The 3,966-nt window shown below is 62.5% G+C and carries 6 protein-coding genes; 3 read left to right on the top strand and 3 right to left on the bottom strand.

From position 1 onward, the window contains the following. The 3 genes from ACOVQ0_RS11005 to ACOVQ0_RS10995 form a co-directional block, all read left to right on the top strand. Positions 1-390, top strand: a 390-nt coding sequence (locus ACOVQ0_RS11005; protein ID WP_421884251.1) for an alpha/beta hydrolase family protein, incomplete at its 5' end; no start/stop codon positions are given. Further along, positions 387-1,166, top strand: coding sequence for a cyclase family protein (locus ACOVQ0_RS11000; protein ID WP_421884248.1), 780 nt, complete (start codon positions 387-389; stop codon positions 1,164-1,166). The genes ACOVQ0_RS11005 and ACOVQ0_RS11000, both read left to right, overlap by 4 nt. Positions 1,167-1,494: 328 nt before the next feature. After that, positions 1,495-1,617, top strand: a complete 123-nt coding sequence (locus tag ACOVQ0_RS10995; RefSeq protein WP_255460970.1) for a hypothetical protein — start codon at positions 1,495-1,497, stop codon at positions 1,615-1,617. A gap of 3 nt (positions 1,618-1,620) precedes the next feature. On the opposite strand, the gene bioD is transcribed toward ACOVQ0_RS10995, so the two are convergent. From bioD to ACOVQ0_RS10980, 3 genes are all read right to left on the bottom strand, one after another. Then, entirely contained in the window at positions 1,621-2,244 is a 624-nt protein-coding gene (gene bioD, locus ACOVQ0_RS10990; RefSeq protein ID WP_421884245.1) for a dethiobiotin synthase, read from the bottom strand. Next, complete coding sequence (locus ACOVQ0_RS10985) at positions 2,241-3,389, bottom strand: 8-amino-7-oxononanoate synthase (protein WP_421884241.1); 1,149 nt, start codon at positions 3,387-3,389, stop codon at positions 2,241-2,243. Before ACOVQ0_RS10985 ends, bioD begins: the two co-directional genes overlap by 4 nt. Beyond that, on the bottom strand, positions 3,389-3,966 hold a 578-nt coding region (locus ACOVQ0_RS10980; RefSeq protein WP_421884237.1), incomplete at its 5' end, for a biotin synthase BioB. The genes ACOVQ0_RS10980 and ACOVQ0_RS10985, both read right to left, overlap by 1 nt.

Here is a 3,966-nt window from a genome sequence, read left to right as displayed (position 1 = left end):
GCCAACCACAACTGGCGCGAAGTGCAGGACAAGCGCATGAAGCGCGAGGGCGAAAATCCCGTGCCGCATTATTGGGCGCATGTGATGTGGGCTTTCGGCGCGAACGACATGGACGAGTTCATGGCGAAGTCGGAAGACATGAACCTCAACGGGCACATGGACCGCATCAAGGTGCCATTCCTTGTCACCCACGGCGCGCAGGACCGGCAGATCAGCGTGTCCTATGCGGATGACCTCTATGACCAGTTGATCAATGCGCCCCGGCGCGAGAAGGTGATCTTCACCGCCCGCGAAGGCGGCGTCGAACATGTCGGGGCGGACAACATGGCCTATGGCCGTGACTGCATCGCAGACTGGTTCGCCGAGACTCTGGGAGGAGTGACTGCATGACTCGTCGTTTCGTCGATCTTTCGATCTTCCTTGAGAACGATGTGATCACCGATCCGCCGTTCCTGCGCCCGAAGATCGAATACCAGAAGCATGGTGAGACGATGGGCGAACTGGGGTTCTTCTTTCCGGGCGTGACGCCTGAGGATACCCCGGATGCTGCCGGCTTCGCCGCAGTCGAGAACGTGACGCTGACCACGCACAACGGAACGCATCTTGACGCACCGTGGCATTTCCACCCGACGATGAACGGTGGCGAGCCAGCTATGACCATCGACGAGGTGCCGCTGGAGTGGTGCTTCCAGCCCGGCGTGAAGCTGGACTTCCGGCACTTTCCCGACGGTTACGTGGTCACCGCGCAGGATGTCGAAGACGAACTGAAGCGCATTGGCCACGAGCTGAAGCCGCTGGAGATCGTGATGGTGAACACCGCAGCGGGCAAGGCGGTGGGTGATCCCAACTATGTCAGCATCGGTTGCGGCATGGGCTATGAAGCAACGATGTATCTCACGTCGCGCGGTATCCGCGTGACCGGGACGGATGCCTGGAGCTGGGATGCGCCGTTTGTGCACACGGCTGAGAAGGTCAAGGAAACCGGCGACACCTCGCTGATCTGGGAAGGACACAAGGCGGGCCGCGACATCGGCTATTGCCACCTCGAAAAGCTGCACAACCTTGAAGTGCTGCCGCCCGACGGGTTCATGGTCAGCTGCTTCCCGCACAAGATCAAGGGCGCGTCGGCAGGGTGGACCCGTGCCGTGGCGATTTTCGAGGAGTAATCGTGTAAAATCCTCCCTGCCTTTGCGAAGCACAGGCGGGGAGGGGGGCCGCCCGCACAGCGGGTGGTGGAGGGGCCAAAACCCCTCCGTCATTCGCTATTGCGAATGCCACCTCCCCATTTGTCCTTCGGAAAAACGGGGAGGATTTGATGGTTGACGTGTGCGAGCCAAGCCACTCTAAAAACTCCACTCATTAAGTTGACATTAATCTCAAGTCATTTAGTAGAGTGTGTATCGGGGCGCTCCTGCCCCGATTCGCCAACTGGCGATCAACGAAGCCCTAGGCGACCTCGCTCGGGTTCATGTTCGATGAACAAGGACTCACCTGATGACGATCATTACCGCACCCAATCGCATTCGCAGCGCGCGCCGCGTGCCCGCAGAAGCTCTCGTCATTGCCGCGCTGGTCGTAGGCGCCAGCCTGAACGCGCTTCACCTCGTTCTGGGGTGAGGTTCAGTCGGTAAAGCTGGCGATGCTGAAGCCTTTGGCAAAGGCAATCGCCAGACTTTGCTGATCCAGCCTTTGCAGGATGGGCAAGCGGCCCAAGCGGCGGACGTCGCCCATTGCGCAGATCGTGGCTTCGCTGTCCTCGTTAGCCTCGCCCACGAAGGCAACACCGTGAACCGGTATGCCTCTTGATCGCAGCGCCTCAAGCGTCAGCAGCGAATGGTTGATCGTGCCCAGCGCTGTGCGTGCGACAACGATTGTCGGCAGATTCCACCATGCGAACACATCGGCATAGGTGGTGCTGCGGGTGACGGGCACGAGCGCGCCGCCCGCGCCTTCGACCACAAGCGGCCGCTGTGGCGGCAGGGCAAGGTCGGCAAGATCGATGACAACGCCATCGAGTTCCGCTGCCCGATGCGGTGAGCAGGGCGTGGACAGGCGATAGACTTCGGGCAGGACATGTTCGGCGGGAACGCCTGCCAATCGGGCCACGTGATCGCGGTCTGCACCATCATCCAGTCCGGCTTGCACCGGCTTCCAGTAATGCGCGTTGAGCGCCCCGGTCAGTGCAGCAGAAAAAATCGTCTTGCCGATGCCGGTATCGGTCCCGGTTACGACGAAAGCCGTCACTTCAGTGCATCCGCCAGTGCCGCGCCGAGAGCATCCACATCTGCGCACGTGGCGTTGAGGGTGAGTGAAATGCGCAACCTGCTGGTGCCTTGTGGAACCGTTGGCGGGCGGATGCCGCGCACGTCGAAGCCCTGCGCCTGCAGTGTTGCGGCGACAGCCATCGTGCGGGCATCTTCGTGCAGGATCAGTGGCAGGATATGCGATCCGGTGGCGTGCGCGCCGTGGGGGGCAAGCACGCGCTCGGCATGGGTGACCAGATTGCACAGGTCTTCGCGCCGTTCCGGTTCGTCTGCCAACATGTGCAGCGCTTCGCGCACGGCAGCGCAGACCAGTGGGGATGGGGCCGTGGAGAAGATGAAGGGGCGTCCGCGATTGACCAGAAAGTCGCGCACCACGCGCGGTCCCAGAACCAGTGCGCCTTCGCAGCCGAGTGCTTTGCCGCAAGTGCGCAGGACAATTGTATCCGGCCGCCCATCCAGCCCGACGGCAAGACCGCGCCCATCGGGGCCGAACACACCGGTGGCGTGCGCCTCGTCGATCAGCATCACGGCATCGTGACGTTCGGCCACGCGCGCCATGTCGGCGACGGGTGCCATATCGCCATCCATCGAATAGAGCGTTTCGAACGCGAGCCATATCCGGCCCGTGTTGCCCTGAGCACGCCATTCCCGCGCGGCATCGTCAAAACTCTGCACATCGTTGTGGCTGGCACTGATCGAAGTTGCGCGCGTCAGCCGCAGACCCTCGTGCATCGATGCGTGAACGAGTTCGTCGTAGACGATCAGATCCCCACGTTGTGGCAGGGTGGAGAGCAACGCGACATTGGCAGCATAACCTGCGGAGAAGAACAGCGCGCTTTCACACCCGAAAAAGCGGGCGGCGTCCTCCTCCAGCGCATCGTGTTCGGGATCGTTGCCGCGCAGCAGGCGCGAACCGCCCGAGCCGAGGGGCACGCCGCGCGCGATCGCCTTTTGCACCGCCGTAGCAAGCCGGGGCGATGATGACATCGCAAGATAATCGTTCGAGGCGAAGTCTATCCCGCGCCGGGGGGTAAGCGCGCGCAGCCGGGCTTTCTCGCCCAGAGCAGCCAGATCTGCCGTATGGGCGGACCACAGATTGCCGGTGCGGGTCACGCTGTCGGTCATCAGGCTGCGCAGCCTCCCGAACAGCCTCCGACGGCTTTGATGGCGCCCCCCTTGATTTCACGGAGCGGCTCTTCGCCTTCCATCGGCTTCAGGCCAAGACGGGCGAACATTGCGGCGTCGGCATCGTCGCCAGCGTTGGCGGCGGTCAGCAGCTTGTCGCCAGTGAAGATCGAATTGGCCCCCGCCATGAAGCACATCGCCTGCGTGGCTTCGGACATCGATTCACGGCCTGCGGAAAGGCGCACCATCGAAAGCGGCATGGTGATGCGCGCAACCGCGATGGTGCGGACGAATTCGATATCGTCGATCTTGGCCAGCGGCGTGTCGGCCAGCATATTGCCCAGCACGGTGCCCTTGACCGGTACGAGCGCATTGACCGGCACGCTTTCAGGGTGCTGCTCAAGCGTGGCGAGCGCGTGGACGAAGCCGACACGATCGGCGCGGGTTTCACCCATGCCGACAATGCCGCCAGAGCAGACGTTGATCCCGGCGGCGCGCACGTTGTCCAGCGTCTGCAGGCGATCGGCGAAGGTGCGGGTGGTGATCACTTCTTCATACCGTTCCGGCGAAGTGTCGA

This window comes from Novosphingobium sp. (assembly GCF_049240505.1).
Classification (GTDB): Bacteria; Pseudomonadota; Alphaproteobacteria; order Sphingomonadales; family Sphingomonadaceae; genus Novosphingobium.
This window is presented reverse-complemented; position numbering and strand designations above follow the sequence as displayed.